The 16,451-nt window shown below is 37.1% G+C and carries 16 protein-coding genes; 11 read left to right on the top strand and 5 right to left on the bottom strand.

Translation table 11 applies throughout. The annotated features are described in order from the left end of the window. Window positions 1-322: 322 nt before the first annotated feature. Window positions 323-1,012, bottom strand: a complete 690-nt coding sequence (hdaA, locus tag ACFIK3_RS05540; protein WP_273791169.1) for a DnaA regulatory inactivator HdaA — start codon at window positions 1,010-1,012, stop codon at window positions 323-325. Beyond that, complete coding sequence (locus tag ACFIK3_RS05535) at window positions 1,009-2,220, bottom strand: AI-2E family transporter (RefSeq protein ID WP_273791170.1); 1,212 nt, start codon at window positions 2,218-2,220, stop codon at window positions 1,009-1,011. The genes hdaA and ACFIK3_RS05535 overlap by 4 nt, the downstream gene beginning before the upstream one ends. Window positions 2,221-2,378: 158 nt before the next feature. Here ACFIK3_RS05535 and purM point away from each other — a divergent pair, with 158 nt between their 5' ends. Further along, the gene (purM, locus tag ACFIK3_RS05530; RefSeq protein ID WP_375676361.1) at window positions 2,379-3,488 is read left to right on the top strand and encodes a phosphoribosylformylglycinamidine cyclo-ligase; all 1,110 of its coding nucleotides are present in this window, start codon (window positions 2,379-2,381) and stop codon (window positions 3,486-3,488) included. Beyond that, the gene (purN, locus tag ACFIK3_RS05525; RefSeq protein WP_375613082.1) at window positions 3,485-4,096 is read left to right on the top strand and encodes a phosphoribosylglycinamide formyltransferase; all 612 of its coding nucleotides are present in this window, start codon (window positions 3,485-3,487) and stop codon (window positions 4,094-4,096) included. The genes purM and purN overlap by 4 nt, the downstream gene beginning before the upstream one ends. A gap of 281 nt (window positions 4,097-4,377) precedes the next feature. Here the strand turns inward: purN and ACFIK3_RS05520 are convergent, their stop codons facing one another. Next, a complete protein-coding gene (locus ACFIK3_RS05520; RefSeq protein WP_375676360.1) occupies window positions 4,378-6,912 on the bottom strand; it encodes a response regulator in 2,535 nt (844 codons plus the stop codon). Between the two features lie 212 nt (window positions 6,913-7,124). Here ACFIK3_RS05520 and ACFIK3_RS05515 point away from each other — a divergent pair, with 212 nt between their 5' ends. After that, the gene (locus tag ACFIK3_RS05515; protein ID WP_273791174.1) at window positions 7,125-7,601 is read left to right on the top strand and encodes a flagellar biosynthetic protein FliO; all 477 of its coding nucleotides are present in this window, start codon (window positions 7,125-7,127) and stop codon (window positions 7,599-7,601) included. Between the two features lie 51 nt (window positions 7,602-7,652). On the opposite strand, the gene dksA is transcribed toward ACFIK3_RS05515, so the two are convergent. Both dksA and ACFIK3_RS05505 read right to left on the bottom strand, forming a co-directional pair. Beyond that, window positions 7,653-8,069: an RNA polymerase-binding protein DksA gene (gene dksA, locus ACFIK3_RS05510; protein ID WP_015856486.1), complete on the bottom strand. Its 417-nt coding sequence runs from the start codon at window positions 8,067-8,069 to the stop codon at window positions 7,653-7,655. Window positions 8,070-8,386: 317 nt separating this feature from the next. Continuing rightward, window positions 8,387-8,926 carry a flavin reductase gene (locus ACFIK3_RS05505; RefSeq protein WP_273791175.1) on the bottom strand — a complete coding sequence of 180 codons (540 nt, stop codon included), beginning with the start codon at window positions 8,924-8,926 and terminating at the stop codon, window positions 8,387-8,389. A 145-nt stretch (window positions 8,927-9,071) separates the two neighbouring features. Here ACFIK3_RS05505 and rpe point away from each other — a divergent pair, with 145 nt between their 5' ends. From rpe to ACFIK3_RS05465, 8 genes are all read left to right on the top strand, one after another. Beyond that, the gene (gene rpe, locus ACFIK3_RS05500; RefSeq protein ID WP_273791176.1) at window positions 9,072-9,758 is read left to right on the top strand and encodes a ribulose-phosphate 3-epimerase; all 687 of its coding nucleotides are present in this window, start codon (window positions 9,072-9,074) and stop codon (window positions 9,756-9,758) included. Then, on the top strand, window positions 9,758-11,065 hold the full coding sequence (gene purB, locus ACFIK3_RS05495) for an adenylosuccinate lyase (RefSeq protein ID WP_375606722.1): 1,308 nt from the start codon (window positions 9,758-9,760) through the stop codon (window positions 11,063-11,065). The genes rpe and purB overlap by 1 nt, the downstream gene beginning before the upstream one ends. A gap of 68 nt (window positions 11,066-11,133) precedes the next feature. Further along, on the top strand, window positions 11,134-11,682 hold the full coding sequence (locus ACFIK3_RS05490) for an RBBP9/YdeN family alpha/beta hydrolase (protein WP_375631257.1): 549 nt from the start codon (window positions 11,134-11,136) through the stop codon (window positions 11,680-11,682). Between the two features lie 173 nt (window positions 11,683-11,855). Beyond that, window positions 11,856-12,620 carry a phosphoribosylaminoimidazolesuccinocarboxamide synthase gene (gene purC / locus ACFIK3_RS05485; RefSeq protein WP_273791179.1) on the top strand — a complete coding sequence of 255 codons (765 nt, stop codon included), beginning with the start codon at window positions 11,856-11,858 and terminating at the stop codon, window positions 12,618-12,620. 80 nt (window positions 12,621-12,700) lie between these two features. Beyond that, complete coding sequence (gene purS / locus ACFIK3_RS05480; RefSeq protein ID WP_273791180.1) at window positions 12,701-12,940, top strand: phosphoribosylformylglycinamidine synthase subunit PurS; 240 nt, start codon at window positions 12,701-12,703, stop codon at window positions 12,938-12,940. Between the two features lie 11 nt (window positions 12,941-12,951). Next, entirely contained in the window at window positions 12,952-13,623 is a 672-nt protein-coding gene (purQ, locus tag ACFIK3_RS05475) for a phosphoribosylformylglycinamidine synthase subunit PurQ (RefSeq protein ID WP_375613086.1), read from the top strand. A gap of 293 nt (window positions 13,624-13,916) precedes the next feature. After that, on the top strand, window positions 13,917-16,127 hold the full coding sequence (gene purL, locus ACFIK3_RS05470) for a phosphoribosylformylglycinamidine synthase subunit PurL (protein WP_375676359.1): 2,211 nt from the start codon (window positions 13,917-13,919) through the stop codon (window positions 16,125-16,127). 59 nt (window positions 16,128-16,186) lie between these two features. After that, on the top strand, window positions 16,187-16,420 hold the full coding sequence (locus ACFIK3_RS05465; RefSeq protein ID WP_273791183.1) for a BolA family transcriptional regulator: 234 nt from the start codon (window positions 16,187-16,189) through the stop codon (window positions 16,418-16,420). Window positions 16,421-16,451: the final 31 nt, after the last annotated feature.

Genomic DNA, 16,451 nt, shown 5'->3' with positions numbered 1-16,451 from the left:
AAGGACTCTTTTATTAAAAATTCTAGAATCTTCTACAATCCAAATCCATAAACAACAAACATTTTTTCAAAGCACAAAGATTTTATTATAAATAAAATAAAGCGCTCTTTTTAGAAAAATTTTCAAATGCGAAGATGGAAAGAATTCAACATCATACAATAAAATCTCAAAGCTATTTAAAATAAACACATGATAAAAGTAAAAAATATTATTTTTTACTTTTATATAGATATCCAAAAAGGAGAAAATTTAAATGACTTGTCTTTCCACGTATTGAAACGATAGTAGAAGGACAGAATAAGTAAGCCATGATAAGGAGTATTTACGGATTTCTTCTATTCAAAACTTCAGCAATAACAGAACGTGTTATTTTTCTTTTTCTTTGTAATGCCAACTGATCAACAGAATCAATAACACGCTTCAATGAAAATAAAGAACGTTCACAACGACTTACAAGATAATAAACCGTATCTGGATGTACAATAAGTTGCCTATCTGAAAAAAGCTTAAATGCAACAGCTGTTAACAATGCATCATCAGGCTGATTAATTTCAACGAACATTACCGAATTAAGACGACTTTTTAGATCATTTAACATTAAATTCCAAGCGGAAGGAAGTGTTCGTGCCGTCATCAATAAAGTAGCTTGTCGTGCATCAAGATTTGCTTGCTTAATACTGTTAATTAAATGAAAAAGTTCTGTCTCATTGATTTCACCTGCATCAATATCCTCTATTAAAAATGATCTGCCTAAAGAAGCCATAGTAATAGCCTGATCAATTTCATTGTGCTGAATCCTGAAAGCATCTGCTTTTTGGAGCCATATATTAGAAAAGTGCGTTTTTCCAGAGCCTTCTTTACCAACCAAAACTGCAATAGGTAAGCTCCAATTGGGCCAGTGATCAATAAGCTGAAAAGCCATACGATTGCTTTCCGTTACCACTAAATCCTCAAATTGAAAAATCGGATCATAGGGAAAATTTAAAGATAATTGCGTTTCACGCCCATTCATTTTAGCGGCTCCGAATTTCCGCTTCTCGAATACATCTGAGAACTCAGATAAGTATGAAGAGCAAAACGAACTAAAACGCCAACAGCCGCTGCCGCAGGAATAGCAACAAGCATACCAGTAAAACCAAAGAGTGAAGAAAAAGCAAAAAGTGAAAACATCAACCATACGGGATGTAATCCCACTGATGAACCTACAAGCTTGGGTTGAAGGATATAACCTTCAATAAACTGACCAATTAAAAAAAGTGCCATCACAACGATGATTCCCCCCCAATTATTGGGATAAAACTGGACCCATGCAATACCAACAGAAAGGACCAAGCCACTCATTGTGCCGATATAAGGAACAAAGCTAATAAGACCAATAAACATACCAATCAAAAGACTAAAATTGAGTCCTGCAATCGTTAAACCAATAGCATAATAGCCTCCCAATATGAGACAAACTGTTCCTTGTCCACGAACAAAGCCTGCAATAGCTCTATCCATTTCATGAAAAATACTACGAACAGTTTCAAGATGATCACGCGGTATTAACGAATCGATTGCTGTTACCATACGTGGCCAATCTAATAACATATAAAATGCCACCACAGGTGCCACAACAAATAGGCTAACGATATTAACGATTGATTTTCCTGACTTTAAAAGTGAATTCAAAAGAGACGTAATAAAATCCGAACCTTCTCCCAAAAATCCTTTAATATTATTCCGTAATTCATTTGGATCACTTCCAAAATAGCGCCTTAACCAATCAAAATCATGCTCAACAAAAAAGGTTTGAATACGATTAATGTAAACAGGTAAACCATCACTCATAAATTGCTGTATTTGCCAACTAATAACAGGAATCAAAATAATTAAAGCAGCAACAAAGGTAATAACAATAAATAGGGTGATAAGGACAGTCCCAAACACACGACGAATACCAAATTTTTCAAGTAATTGAACAATGGGATTGAGAAAATAAGCCAACACAATCCCTGCCACAAAAGGAAGCAAAATTGATCCAAAAACAAACATAAAAAAAATGAAAAAAATCAGCGTACCAAGCCAAAAAAAGATTTGCCTTTTCATATTATTCGGCAAAGGTAATTGAGTATACGCTGGCACATAAGTCTTATAACGATCACGAGATGTATTCTCACTCACTTTCTTTCTCATAAGCTGCCAAGAGGACTGTCCGTGATTATCTGATATCTTGCTCATAAAATATCCTAAAAAATTCTTCACAAAAAATTATAAACAACTTCAAAATAAGGTACAAGAAAAGTTGCTTATTTTCTTATCAATATCTCTTGCAGAGAGAACTCTATCATGGCATTGCATAATATCAAAACCTGATTTTCCATTAAAGGAAGGCTCCAATGAGCAATCAAGATCTTACAAATAATAAATCCAAGGCTGGGGATAAATCCAAAGCTGGTCTTACCTACGCAAAAGCCGGTGTAAACATCGATATGGGTAATGCCATGGTAGAAAAAATTAAACCCTTTATACGCGCAACAAAACGAGCCGGAACAGATGCAGAAATTGGCGGTTTTGGTGGACTTTTTGATTTAAAAGCAGCAGGCTTTACGGATCCTATCCTAGTAGCAGCCAATGATGGTGTGGGAACAAAATTAAAAATTGCCATTGAAGTAGGTCACCATAACACTGTAGGTATTGATCTTGTAGCTATGTGTGTCAATGATTTACTCGTACAAGGGGCTGAACCTCTCTTTTTTCTGGATTATTTTGCAACTGGAAAGCTTGACCCTGAACAAGGAGCTGCGATTGTTTCCGGTATTGCAGAAGGATGTAAACAAGCCGGTGCTGCTCTTATTGGAGGAGAAACTGCAGAAATGCCAGGAATGTATGCAGAGGGAGATTATGATCTAGCTGGTTTTGCTGTTGGAGCATGCGAACGTAGCAAGCTACTCCCTTCAAAAGATTTGACAGAAGGTGATATTATATTAGGTCTAAGCGCCTCTGGAATTCATTCCAATGGCTTTTCGCTTGTTCGACGAATCATCCAGCAAAATTATCTCAAATGGAATGACCCTGCCCCTTTTTCCCCTGAAAGCAGCCTTGGTATAGCACTTCTTACACCAACACGCATTTATGTAAAATCGCTTCTTCCCATCATGCAAAAATATGAAGGGATTAAAGCTCTTGCTCATATTACGGGTGGAGGTTTTCCTGAAAATATTCCACGCGTCCTTCCATCCTCTCTCTGCGCTGAAATTAATCTTTCTAGCATCAATGTTCCAGCAGTATTTTCATGGATTGCCAAACAAGGTAAAATAGAAGAAACAGAAATGTTAAGAACATTTAATTGTGGTATTGGCATGATCATTATCGTAGCACAGCATGCAACTGAAACAATTACACAAGCTCTTGAAAGAAAAGGAGAGACTGTAACTCCCCTTGGCATTTTAACAAAATGCCAAGATCAAAATAAAGGAATACTTTATAAAGGGGTACTGCATTTATGAAAAAACAAATCGTCGTTTTCATTTCTGGTAATGGATCCAATATGGTCGCCCTTGCTCAAGCTAGTCAACAAACGGCATATCCTGCTGAAATCGTTGCGGTTATTTGCGATAATCCGCGTGCCAACGGTATTGAAAAAGCGCAAAACCATAACTTACCTATTCATATTGTTGATCGTAAAATTTACAAAACAAAAGAAGAGCATGAAGAAAATATTTTTACAATTTTAAATCAATATAAACCAGATTTTCTCTGCTTTGCAGGGTATATGCGCCTTATCTCACCACGTTTTGTAAAACTTTATGAAGGACGAATTTTAAACATTCATCCTTCTCTTTTGCCTTCATTTAAAGGCTTAAACACACATGAAAAAGCTTTACAAGCAGGTGTAAAAATCACGGGTTGCACTGTTCACCTTGTTACAGAAGACATGGATGCAGGAAAAATCCTTGCCCAAGCAGCCGTTCCAGTCTATCCCCATGACACTGCTGAGTGCTTAGCACAAAGAGTTCTTAAAGCAGAGCATAAACTCTATCCCGAAGCCTTAAAAGCATTTATTGAAGGGAAGAGCAAAATGGTCGATACGCAACAACAGCTTTTATCTTTTTGAGTGTATCAACAATCTATTAATCAGCATATTTCAATGCTTTACACATAGTTTTTGCTCAGTATCTACAATTGAAAATCTCTATGAAATATTGACATAATAGAGTCCATCTCTTCATAAATTTTTGCACAAAATATGTAATTTTTTGAATTTTAGTTCATTTTTAAAATTTTTCTTCTTTATTCAATTCTATGACATTATCATAAGCTCTATTTATCAAAATACTCTCGTATTTCGCCTAAAAAATCTTAAAATACGCAATTTTCTATTGCATAAATTTTTGTTTATGACGAAAGTGTTTCTTTAACTGTTACAGCTAACTGTTTGAGTGTAAAAGGTTTAGATAAAAAACCAAAAACAGCATCTTGTGGAAGATTTTTAGCAAAGGCATCTTTTGCATATCCAGAAACGAAAAGAAATTTGATATCAGGATAGTTTTTACGGACTTCCTTCAATAAAGTGGGCCCATCCATTTCTGGCATCACCACATCGGAAACAATAATATCAACTTCTCCTTTTTGTTCCTCAAGAATAGAGAGTGCTTCCACCCCACTTGCTGCCTCTAAAACCGTATATCCTCTCATTTGAAGAGCTCTTACCCCCCCCATTCTGACCGCATCTTCATCTTCAACCAATAAAACAGTCGCAGATCCTGTTAAGTCTATATTTTTATCTTTCTCTTCATCTTTTTCAATCTTTTGAGAAATTTCTCCTTTTATATTGGGGATATAACGGGGAAGAAAAATATGAAATGTTGCTCCTTCACCTTCTTTACTTTCACAATAAATGTACCCACCGCTCTGCTTGATAATTCCATAAACCATTGATAAACCAAGTCCTGTTCCTTTTCCAACTTCTTTTGTTGTAAAAAATGGCTCAAACATTTTTTCTTGTATAGCAGCAGATATACCAGCCCCTGTATCTGAAATAGTCAATTGCACATACTCGCCAATTGCTAAACCAAGATGATTAAATTCAGCACTTTGTTGCTTTGTAATATTGTTTGTCGCAATCGTAACAATACCTCCATCTAACATGGCATCACGCGCATTAATAACCAAATTCATAATAACACGCTGGAAAGATGCTTGATCAACTTCAACGCTCCACAAATCTCTTCCATGGATAATTTTTAACTGAATATTATTCCCCAAAAGTGGTAAAATAAGATTGCGGATATCTGATAAAAATTCAGTAAAATCAACTTCTTCAGGTCGAAGTGTTTGCTTTCTAGAAAAAGCTAATAATTGCTGTACAAGAGCAGCTGCTCGATTAGCATTATTTTTAATATTGATCAGATCAGCATGAGCAGGATCAGAACTACGATGCGTATTTAAAAGAAGATCACACGACATTAAAATTGCTGTTAAAACATTATTAAAATCATGAGCAATACCGCCAGCCAATTGTCCTACAGCTTGCATCTTCTGACTTTGCATCATTTTGTCTTCAAGTGTTTTTTGTTCGGTTGTTTCAATCACAGAGATAATAAGCAAATCTTGCAATGCATCACCATGATAAGGCGGTACAGACATAATATGGAGTCGTAAATGGCATTCTTCATTTTTTTCTAAAACAGTTTCTAGAGAAACAAAATAATTTTTATTTGTCGCAATTCTCTGAAAAGAACGCTCTAACTGCACACAATCACGACGAGAAATAACATCATAAAAATTGACAGCTTTGTCCATACATCCCGTGAGTGATGAAAAAGCTTTATTCATATGAATCAATTGCCCTGCATGATCCACCACGGCTATTGCAAAAGGACTCGCATCAAAATATTCTCCTAATATACTGGGTAATTTTAATTGATCGTCCTCTTCTTTTTGTATTTGTTGTGGAATGATCACAATACGATAAATGGCCTCCTCTTCTAAGAGAGAAGAAACAGATATAAGACAATGGAATATTTTCTCACAAGTCGTGTGTGAATTTAAACATAACGAAAACCTATAAGGTAAAGAGTAACCTGAACTTTGATATCTGTTGGTTTGCAAACAGATATCACTCCATGAGCTCTTAGCGCCAACGCTATCAAATAACGAATCAAAATTATATTGACCAATTGAGAAATTCGCTAAATCAATTGAAAACCATTCGGCAAAAATCGCATTGGCATAAAGAATAGTTCCTTGTCTATTAACGGATACAAAACCAATAGGGGCTTGATCCAAGTGATTGATAGCCTCTTGAAGGTTCGAGAAAAAAACTTCTCGCGTTTGTTGTAAATGCGAAATATCAGTAATACGCCAAAATAAAAGCTTTTTTTTCTGTTTTGTGATAGGCTGCACGGAAATATTATACCAAACAGATTTTTTTGGTGTAGAATCGGTAAAAATTGGTTGTTCTACTCTCAATTCCTCTTGCGCTGCAAGATTATTACAGGCAGCAACCTTTAAGCGATACGAGAGTGCACCTGCTCCTGGAAGATCAGCAATAACCATATAACAAGACACTTCAGGCTTATAGGTCAGAATTTTTTGATAGTTTTGATTAGAATAATAAACAAAACCAGAAAGATCAGAGATTACAATTGCATCATCGCTCCTATTAAAGATGCTAAAATCAAAATCTTCATGCGACCACACATGATATCTTAAAATGCCCATTCCACACAAAACGAGTGTTGCAACACCGATAATTGCTAGAATCAAAAAAGATATTGATATCGCCTTTTGCAAATAGCTTTGTGGATAAAAAAAACCTAAAATACCCACAATGAAAAGAAAAACTAATATAAAAACAACACCAAAAATCACAACTCTTCGATGAACAGAAGACGCTGATCTTTTATTATTATCAAAACCTTTATCCATCTCTCATTGCCTTAGATTTAGCTGTTTCTTATATCACAAAACTTCCTTTATATTCATTGTTATAAAGTATATACTATGATATTATCTTTCTAAGAAAGCTCACTTAATATTAAAAATTTTATTTCTTGTATTTAAGTGAGCCTTTTAAGGGTGTATTTATAAATTTATCTCGATAAAAAACGATATTTTCACACAAAAATGGGAGAAAATCTATGTATATCTGGTTATCAGAGCAAATAGGTGTATCTGCTGCGAAAATAACGATAAGCTCTTTGTTTTTTATAATAACAATCACAGCTATTACCATAATTATCTTGTTTTTACGTCGTTTAAGTACGAGAAGATTCAGCATTAATAGAAAAAAAAGTCTATCACGATTAGCATTATGTGAAGTAATTTCTATAGATCGAGCACGCCGCCTTGTTTTAGTCCGTTGCGATAATAAAGAACATTTGCTCCTTATTGGCGGATTAACAGATGTGGTTGTAGAATCCGATATTACAGGTACATCTAAAATACAAAAGAGAGAAACACACACACATCTAAATTCCGCCCCTACAGAAAGAAACAACATATCGGATAAAAATCCCTCTCCTTTTACGAATCAAGCGGTAAAAGATTCAGCAATCACCGCCGAAATTGAGGGGCGGCAAGAACCATCTTTATTCATTCCTACTCCTCAAAAATAAAAATACACAATTTTATCACCACGAATTTCGTTTTTTATCATTTCAATGACCTTAATCATCGCGATAAACTCTTTCACGTCGTTCGTGACGTTCTTGCGCTTCCAATGACAAAACGGCTATCGGCCGAGCCTCAAGACGCTTTATACTAATGGGCTCGCCGGTTTCTTCACAAAAACCGTATGTCCCATTATCAATGCGCTCTAAAGCAGCATCTATTTTTGAAATAAGTTTCCTCTGACGATCACGAGCACGTAATTCGATTGTACGATCAGTTTCACAAGAAGCCCGATCAGTCAAATCGGGTTGACCAACATTCTCTTCCTGCAAATTTTCCAAAGTCTCACGAGCTTCTTTTAATATATCATTCTTCCAAGAAACCAGTTTAGCACGAAAATACGCCTTTTGCCGCTCATTCATAAAAGGCTCATCTTCACTAGGGCGATATTGACCATCAATCTCTTCGCTCATGCAATAAAAAACCTCCACATATGCTATGTGCGGTCTATATATTGTGCAATACCCATCAACACAAGAGTAAAATGTCTTTTCATAACAATTGACGAATATGTCTAAATGCACTGTTTAGGTTTAATCGCTTTTTATGTAGATTGGATTCTTGATCAAATCTCATCCAGAATCATTTTTCTCGCTTATTGAAAAACTTTAAAAAGAAGGAAATCTAATATCAGATATCAGAGCCATCCCTCCCCTACTCTCTCATTCATTGTTTAAAGTCTAAATGAAGCAACAATAAATCATTTCATCAATGCAAAAAAATAAAATCTTTATAAAGGCAAAGTGTGATATTCACGTTTCAAATACATCAAAGCATCTTTTTCTTGATTACAGTTAATTGCAACAACCTCACCAATCAAAACACAATGGGTTGCGTGCTCATGCCAACAAATCAAACGACAATCAAACGATGCTAGAGCGTCTGAAAGACTAGGCGCCCCCGTTTGCAAAGCTCCCCATTGAGCAACATCAAAACGCTCATTTTGTGTAGAATTGCAACGCCTCGAAAAAACATCCGCTAATGAACGATGCTTTCCTGCCAAGCTATTAACACAAAAATTTCCATTCTCCATAAACACCTGATTCTTTAAATTATGGCGCATGAGACAAACAAGAAGGGTTGGAGGATCATCAGATAAAGAACAACACGCCGAAACAGTCACCCCGCGTCTTCCCTTAATACCATTTGTTGTCACAATATGCACAGCTCCTGCAAAAAGACTCATGGCATCTCGATATTCTTGGGAAGAAACCGCGATAGTATGTTTATGTTGAAGTTCAGGCATCAAATATGTTTTATGATTCGACATATCTTTCACTTATAAAGCTTTAAAATTTCAAGCGATCTTTCCATAAAAAGATCTATAATACATATTCTTTCTTTTCCGTCATAACACAAAAGATATTTGTGTATACACAGCGATATGATAAAAACTGCCAATCAAGGAGATTTTAATGCCCCATTCTCATCTCATTTCGCCTTCTCTCTTGGCTTCTGATTTTTCTAAACTTGGACAAGAAATGTTAGATGTTGTTGATGCTGGTGCAGATTGGCTTCATCTTGATATTATGGATGGGCACTTTGTTCCTAACATCACCTTTGGTCCTGAAATAGTCAAGGCTCTACGCCCATTAACAAAAGCAATATTTGATGTCCACCTGATGATCGCACCAGTAGACCCTTATTTGGAAGCTTTTGCAAAAGCGGGTTCAGATATTATAACCATTCATGCTGAAGCAAGTCCACATCTTCATCGTTCATTACAAACAATCAAAAAAATGGGAAAAAAAGCAGGAATCGCACTCAATCCAAGCACCCCTGAACATGTACTTGAATATTTGCTTGATCAATTAGATCTCATTCTCATCATGACAGTCAATCCCGGTTTTGGTGGACAAAGTTTTATTCCAGAAATAAAAGATAAAATTAAGCGCGTTAAAAGCATGATTGCAAACCGCCCTATTGATCTTGAAGTTGATGGTGGTATCACCGTTGATACAATTGGGATAGCAGCAAAAGCTGGTGCAAATGTATTTGTCGCAGGCTCTGCAATTTATAAAGATGGAAATAAAGAGCTTTACAGAACACGTATTAATGCATTGCGCCAAGCCGCAATCCTCTCACAACAAGGAAAAAAATGATGATCGCACGTTATTCCCGCCCTGCAATGGTAACAATTTGGTCTCCCGAAACAAAATATCGTATTTGGTTTGAAATTGAAGCCCATGCCTGTGATGCCCTTGCTCACTTAGGGATTATTCCGAAAGAAGCCGCCAAAGTCATTTGGGAAAAAGGGGCAGCAGCTAAATTTGATGTCAATCGCATTGATGAAATTGAAGCAATTACCAAACATGATGTTATCGCATTTCTAACCCACCTAGCTGAATTCATTGGACCAGAGGCACGTTTTATCCACCAAGGCATGACATCATCTGATGTTCTCGATACAACGCTGAACATTCAATTGATGCGTGCGAGTGATATTTTGCTAGAGGATATAGATCAACTTCTTGAAGCATTAAAAAGACGTGCTTTTGAGCATAAAGAGACAATCACCATTGGGCGGAGTCATGGCATTCATGCTGAACCGACAACATTTGGAATCAAGTTTGCTCTTGCATACGCTGAATTTTCCCGTTGTCGCAAACGTCTTCTTGCAGCACGAGAAGAAATTTCTACTTGCGCGATTTCAGGAGCCGTAGGAACTTTTGCAAATATCGATCCACGCGTTGAAGAACATGTAGCAAAAGCCTTGAGGATGCGTGCTGAACCAGTTTCCACCCAAGTAATACCAAGAGATCGTCATGCTATGTTTTTTGCAACACTTGGTGTTATTGCTTCCTCTATTGAAAGGCTAGCGATAGAAATACGCCATTTACAACGAACAGAAGTTCTTGAAGCAGAAGAACATTTCTCACCTGGGCAAAAAGGTTCATCGGCAATGCCTCATAAACGTAATCCAGTTTTAACAGAAAATTTAACTGGATTAGCCCGTATGGTACGTGCATTTGCACTCCCAGCCATGGAAAATGTAGCTCTTTGGCATGAACGTGATATTTCCCATTCATCTGTTGAGCGTTATATTGCTCCAGATGCGACTATTACACTTGATTTTGCTCTTTCTCGCCTCACATCTGTCATTGAAAATCTTATTGTCTATCCAGAAAATATGCAAAAAAATCTCAATAAATTCCGCGGTCTTGTTCACTCACAACGGGTTCTTTTAGCCCTCACACAAGCAGGGATTAGTCGTGAAGATTCTTATCGAATTGTACAACGAAATGCGATGAAAGTTTGGGAACAAGGAAAAGATTTTTTAGAAGAACTCCTCAATGACAAAGATGTTACCAAAGCTTTAAGTGAAGAAGAACTTCGCGAAAAATTTGATCTTTCTTACCACACCAAACATATCAATACGATTTTTAAACGTGTTTTTGAAGAACAATAAAGCGACATAGAAAACCAAAATCCATTCCACCTATGATCAAAAATCTGTTGTAACAAAGAAAACAATTCATGAGAGCAAATCAACTCGATATTCTTATTGTTCCTGGCTACAAGGGATCTGGTCCAGATCATTGGCAAACACGCTGGGAAAAAAAATTGTCGACAGCCCGCCGCATTGAACAACTCCATTGGTCAAAGCCTGTTTGTGAAGAGTGGGTTAACAAAGTTAAAACCGCCATCGCAAAAGCTCAAAGGCCTGTTATGCTTATTGCTCATTCATTAGGAGTTCCCAGTGTTATTCATGCAACTGTACAAAATACAGAAAAAATTTGTGGCGCATTCTTTGTTGCACCTCCAGATGTCGCCAATGAAAAAATACGTCCCAAACATTTAATGACATTTGGCCCCTATCATCGCCAAAAGCTTCCTTTTCCTTCTATTGTCATAGCCAGTCGCAACGATGAGTTTTGTCAATTTTCAGTAGCAGAAAAAATTGCCAATGATTGGGGATCACTCTTTGTTGATGCTGGGTATTCTGGCCATATTAACGCAGAATCCGGACACGGACCTTGGCCTGAAGGGCTTATGGTCCTCTCTCACTTTCTTGCAAAAATTTGATCCAAAAGAGGTGATCTTCTTTCTCATCGCTTATGTATCTTCACCTTTGGGTAAACGTGTAATGATAAAAATTATAAAAGTATCATAGCAATATCATTGAGAAATTCTATCAATTAGGATAGTATCATTTATCAATGTTATTAAAAACCTCTCAAGATAAATAGAGAATCATGATGAATCGTCGCCACCGTATTTATGAAGGCAAGGCTAAAATTTTATATGAAGGACCTGAACCAGGGACTTATATTCAATTTTTTAAAGATGATGCAACTGCCTTTAATGCAAAAAAACATGAAATTATCGACGGAAAGGGGGTTTTAAACAACCGAATTTCGGAACATATTTTTAGCCATCTTGGACGTTTGGGCATCCCAACACATTTTATCAAACGTATAAACATGCGCGAACAGCTTATTAAAGCGGTGGAAATCATTCCGTTGGAAGTTGTTGTGCGCAATGTTGCTGCCGGCTCTCTTGCTAAGCGTTTAGGACTGGAAGAAGGAACCCCGCTTCCGCAATCCATCATTGAATTCTACTATAAAAATGATTCTCTCGATGATCCTATGGTAACGGAAGAACATATCACAGCTTTTGGGTGGGCTGTCCCACAAGAGATAGAAGATATCATGCAACTTTCAATTCGTATTAATGATTTTCTTTCTGGGCTTTTTGCCGGTGTTAACATCCAATTAATTGATTTTAAAATGGAATTTGGTCGCCTGTGGGAAGATGAAACGATGCGCATTGTTCTTGCTGATGAAATCTCTCCTGATTCTGCACGACTATGGGATATGCACACACAAGAAAAAATGGATAAAGACCGTTTTCGTCGTGATATGGGTGGGCTTATTAATGCCTATCAAGAAGTTGCCAAACGTCTTGGTATTATGAATGAAAATGAACCAACACGACCAAGTGGTCCCGTTCTCGTAAAGTAAAAACAAGGTAAAAAAACATCACCTTATATAAATACCCCTCTTTCAAAGGAGAGGTTCTTTAAAAAAGCAGGAAGCAAAAAATGAAAGCACGCATTACAGTTACTTTAAGAGAAAGCGTTCTTGATCCACAAGGAGAAGCAATTGTCGGTGCTTTAAAAAGTTTAGCTTTCGAAGGCATTCAATCCATTCGTCAAGGAAAGGTTTTTGATATTGTTCTTGATGAACTACCTTCTGAAACCGCAAAGAAAAAACTTGAACAAATGTGTGAAGAGTTACTCGCAAATACTGTCATTGAAAATTATACAATCGAACTTTTTTAAGTGAAACGCTCATGAAAACTGCCATCATTCAACTTCCTGGATTAAATCGTGATCGAGATATGGTTGCAGCATTACATCATATAACGGGAGTTGAGCCACTAAAAATTTGGCAAACAGAAACAACAATTCCAGATGTAGATGTTATTATTATTCCTGGTGGTTTTTCCTATGGCGACTACTTAAGATGTGGTGCGATTGGAGCGCGAACTCCCGTCTTAAAAGCCATTCGTGAAAAAGCACAAGAAGGTACGACAATTATAGGTATCTGTAATGGATTTCAAATTTTGTTGGAAGCAGGATTATTACCCGGTACTTTAATGCGTAACGCTTCTTTAAAGTTTGTTTGTCGTGAAATCAAACTTGAAGTCGTCAACGCCAAGACAAAATTTTCTCGATATTATTCTAAAGGACAAATTATTCGTTGTCCTGTTGCCCATCATGACGGAAATTATTTTGTTGATAGTGAAACATTGAAACAAATGGAAGACAATGAACAAATTGTTTTTCGCTATGCAGAAAATACAAACCCGAACGGCTCAATGAAAGATATTGCTGGTATTGTTAATAAAGCTGGTAATATTCTTGGTATGATGCCCCATCCTGAAAACTTTATTGAACCCGCCCATGGAGGTACTGACGGTCGTTTACTTTTTCAAAGTGCTTTAGAGTTAGTAAATGGATAATGCTGCAAAAATACTCGCGCTCCATAATTTAAAAAAACAAGAATTTATACCATTTCTCGCATCGTAAATCTATAAACAAAGCTCTTCACAAACAACAATGGATATTATTTTCTAAACACATAATTATTTAAGACCATTTTTAGTCTTAAATCCCACCAAACAAACGGACAAAATCTTCAGCTTACTGTCTATAAATATTTTTATTATTAAACAACATTATTGTTTATAATATAAGCTGCTAGGTTAAAAAAATAAAAATGCTAAATTTCGATTAATTGGACGGATAAATACTCATGAAGCCTTGCAATAACATCACTATTACACCAGAACTCATTGCACAACACGGGCTAAAAGAGGATGAATATCAACATATCCTGACGTTAATCGGTAGAGAACCAACATTTACTGAACTAGGAATTTTTTCTGCAATGTGGAACGAACATTGTTCCTATAAATCATCTAAAAAATGGCTAAAAACTCTTCCGACAGAAGGAAAATGTGTCATCCAAGGACCTGGTGAAAATGCTGGTGTTGTCGATATTGGAGAAGGACAATGTGTTGTTTTCAAAATGGAAAGCCATAACCACCCTTCTTATATTGAACCTTATCAAGGTGCAGCGACAGGTGTTGGTGGTATTTTACGTGATGTCTTTACAATGGGAGCCCGTCCTGTTGCTGCTATGAATGCATTGCGATTTGGTGCTCCTGATCATCCACGAACACGCCATCTTGTTTCTGGTGTTGTTTCTGGAATAGGTGGTTACAGCAATTCTTTTGGCGTTCCAACGGTTGGTGGAGAAGTAAATTTTGATGAGCGTTATAATGGCAATATCCTTGTTAACGCTTTTGTCGCCGGTATTGCAAAGACAAACGCCCTTTTTTATTCTAAAGCGCAAGGTATTGGACTCCCTGTTGTTTACCTTGGTGCAAAAACAGGACGTGATGGTGTCGGTGGAGCAACAATGGCCTCTGCTGAATTTGATGATTCAATCAGTGAAAAACGCCCAACTGTTCAAGTAGGTGATCCTTTTACAGAAAAATGTCTCCTTGAAGCATGTTTAGAGCTCATGGAACTTAGAGCCGTGGTTGCTATTCAAGATATGGGAGCCGCAGGACTCACCTCTTCTGCCGTTGAAATGGGGGCAAAAGGAAATTTAGGGATACAGCTTAATCTCGATACAGTTCCTGTTCGAGAAGAAAACATGACAGCCTATGAAATGATGCTTTCTGAAAGTCAAGAGCGTATGCTCATGGTCCTTAAACCAGAACTAGAAAAGCAAGCAGAAGCAATTTTTCATAAGTGGGGGCTACATTTTTCTATCATTGGGAAAACAACCGATGATTTACGTTTTCGTGTATTTCATCAAGGGGAAGAAGTTGTCAATCTTCCCATCAAAGAGCTTGGTGATGAAGCGCCTGTTTATGATCGTCCTTGGAGTGAGCCGGCAAAAAAAACACCCTTGAAAGCAGAAGACGTCAAAAAAGTTGAAAATCTTGGTGATGCGCTTCTGACCTTATTGAATTCCGCTAATCAAAGTTCACGGCGATGGGTTTATGAACAATATGATACCCTTATCCAAGGAAATAGCCTTGTTTGTCCAGGAGGTGATGCAGGCGTTATCCGTGTAGGAAACAACAGCAAACGTGCTCTTGCTTTTTCTTCTGATGTAACACCTCGCTATTGTGAAGCAGACCCTTATGAAGGAGGGAAACAAGCTGTCGCAGAATGCTGGCGAAACATTAGTACGACAGGTGCAACACCACTGGCTGCTACAGATAATCTCAATTTTGGTAACCCTGAAAAACCTGAAGTTATGGGACAGCTGGTTTTTGCTATTAAAGGTATAGGAGAAGCTTGTAGAATCCTCGATTTTCCTATCGTTTCAGGCAATGTTTCTCTTTACAACGAAACAAATGGGAAAGCCATTCTTCCAACCCCCACAATTGCTGGTGTAGGCCTTCTTAATGATTGGTCTAAAATGGTCACAATAAGTGGTATGCAAAATGGAGATATTCTTGTTTTAGTAGGAAATTGCGGCTCCCATTTAGGACAATCAATCTATGCACGTAACATTTTAAATATTGATGCAGGCGCCCCCCCCCCTGTAGATTTACAACTTGAAAAAAAGCATGGTCAATTTGTTCGAGATGTCATACATCGTGGTTTTGTTCACGCTGCCCATGACCTTTCTGACGGAGGATTAGCGATAGCACTTGCTGAAATGGTGATTAAAGCAGGTAAAGGAATCAAAGTAAAATTAAGCAATAAATCACCCCATCATGCAGAACTTTTTGGAGAAGACCAAGGACGTTATCTTTTAGCCGTCAAACCTCACTCTCTTAATAGTCTTAAAGAGCGTGCACAAATCAATACAGTTTCTTTAACAGAGCTAGGTCAAGTCGAGGGTACTTCCCTTAATATAGATGGGATATTAACACTTTCAGTAGACAAACTCACAAAAGCCTATGAAAACTGGTTTCCACAATTTATGGGTGAAGAATAAAAATTGTTTTTTCTCTTAAACAGCCTTTATAAAAAAATGAACAACATAGGAGAATAATGATGGCAATGAGTGCCCATGCAATTGAAACGCTTATTCGTGAAGGCATTCCTGATGCTACTGTAACAATTCGTGATCTTGCTGGAGATGGGGAACATTATGCTGCAGAAGTTATTTCTGAAAGTTTTCGTGGTAAAACCCGTGTTCAACAACATAAAATGGTCTATGATGCCCTTAAAGGCAATATGGGAAATGACCTTCACGCCTTAATGTTGCAAACAAATGTCCCAAAATAATCTAAAATTTCTTCTTGCATTCACACATTTA

It is taken from the genome of Bartonella sp. CB10SXKL, from assembly GCF_042195515.1.
Taxonomy (GTDB): Bacteria; Pseudomonadota; Alphaproteobacteria; order Rhizobiales; family Rhizobiaceae; genus Bartonella.
The sequence above is the reverse complement of the archived record's forward strand: the minus strand, read 5'-3'. Positions and strand labels throughout refer to the sequence as shown.